General features: G+C 40.0%; 2 protein-coding genes. Both read right to left on the bottom strand.

All coding sequences use genetic code 11. The annotated features are described in order from the left end of the window. Positions 1-578: 578 nt before the first annotated feature. Positions 579-1,553 (bottom strand): polysaccharide deacetylase family protein, encoded by a 975-nt coding sequence (locus M3O96_RS21810; RefSeq protein WP_249725392.1) that lies wholly within the window; start codon positions 1,551-1,553, stop codon positions 579-581. Positions 1,554-1,627: 74 nt separating this feature from the next. Beyond that, positions 1,628-1,882 (bottom strand): hypothetical protein, encoded by a 255-nt coding sequence (locus M3O96_RS21805; RefSeq protein WP_249725385.1) that lies wholly within the window; start codon positions 1,880-1,882, stop codon positions 1,628-1,630. Positions 1,883-1,912: the final 30 nt, after the last annotated feature.

The raw sequence follows: 1,912 nt of genomic DNA, 5'->3' as shown, positions 1-1,912 counted from the left end.
AATAAGGTCTATGTGAGCTATGTGGTAAATAATCAATTCAAACTTTGTGAATTCAGAATGATGAATGCACGATGCGATATAGATTTGGAAGGAAGTGGTTTTTTCTCCGTGCCCCTCCTATGTGACCTGTGGTAAATAATTTTCACAGATTCTCTCTTTGCGCCCATGGCGGTAAAAAGAAATAAAATAGGGTTAAAAAATTTTCTTTAGACAATCCCTACCTAGTTTTAAGATCTTTCGATAAAAAGTCAATGCAAAAAGTCGCTTAATCACCCGTTTCAAAAGTAGAAAAAGCCCAAACAAAAAAAAATACCCTAATCAGGGTATTTTTTTTAAATTCCATTAATATATTTCTTTATTTCAGACCTATTTTTCTATTAATATGATTTTTTTAATAAACAATAAAATAATCCCTATTAATAAATACCATCCCATATTACCCCAATATTACCCTCAAATTCATTACCGCTCACCTACTCCTCCTCAACCCCAATTTCTCCAAATTCCCCTTCATTATTAATTTGAAATTCTACATTCCAAATCCTCTTACCATTTACCATTCCCAATCATTCATAATTCTAAACTCCAACCCCCCTTACCAGCCCCGCCGTCTCCGCCATATTCAAAGATCTCATTCCATACTCATCCCTAAGCCGCTTAAAATACACCAACAACTCCTCCAAATACCTGAGGTTTTGCTCCGGAAAATGCCCAAAATTATGCGGATGCCACCACAAATGATACACCATCCCCTTTTCGGCAGCCTTCTGCATCTCTGATTTGATCCGTGCAAAACGCTGCTGATGACTGATCTTATTCCCAACATAAGGACGGAGCAACCTAGACGTAGGCAACAAAACAGGCCCTGCCACCGACTCGGCTTTCGGCAATGGATAAAAACTCTCTTTTCCCAATGGCACCAAAGTATCCCCAGTCCGGAACAGCCTTTTGAAGAAACTCCTTTCCTCCGTATGCTGCCAAAACCAATCTTCCGGATTCGAACGCAACGTTTCAAACCCCTCCTCCCAAGCCACTCTTACCGCCTGATTGTCATATTGGTTGCGGGGAAATACCAGGGACGTCAACTTGGTATTGAATTTTGCTGATGCAAGCCGTTGGGCAGCCATCAGGTCCTCCCTGAATTGCTCAATCCGCTGTCCATTCTCCTTGGTGTAATAGTGGGAATACGTATGGCAACCCAATTCCTGCCCTTCCGCATGTAGAATCTCTTTGACCAAATGAGGCGCAAATAAAGTCTCTGGAAAGATCTCCTTTTGGGAATCCACCCAAGAATAGGCCGAATAACCCTTTTCCGTATACGAAGGCAATAAGCGTGGCGCATACATCCTCCATTCCTCCAGGCTTTCGGCCATCAGGCCGCCCACCGCAGCCCAGGTAGCATGCACCCCATGATTTTCAAACAGCTCAAGGATTTTTGGAATAACTTTTCTAGTCTCCGAATAATAGGAAAGGCACTTTTCCACAGGGTATTTGTCAAACCTTCCCCAATGAAGCTCAAAATCCAACGAAATTGTAAAAATAGGCCTTATCAAAACCTTGAATAGTTAAACTTTTTCCTAAATATTTCCACGAATACAATGATAGGATTTATTCATTAAATTTTTACTTACAATGCTGTTAAAATGATATATGCTTCGCGATATACTATGATACATGCCTGCGGCGATATAAAAATGATATATGCTTCGCGATATACTTTGATACATGCCTGCGGCGCTATAAAAATGATATATGCTTCGCGATATACTTTGATATATGCCTGCGGCGATATAAAAATGATATATGCTTCGCGATATACTATGATACATGCCTGCGGCGATATATTCAACCCTATTTCAACTTTATTTCTATCATATTTCAACCTTATATCAACCTTATTTCAACTTTATAC

The sequence above is a fragment of the Aquiflexum sp. TKW24L genome (genome assembly GCF_023502205.1).
GTDB lineage: Bacteria > Bacteroidota > Bacteroidia > Cytophagales > Cyclobacteriaceae > Cognataquiflexum.
This window is presented reverse-complemented; position numbering and strand designations above follow the sequence as displayed.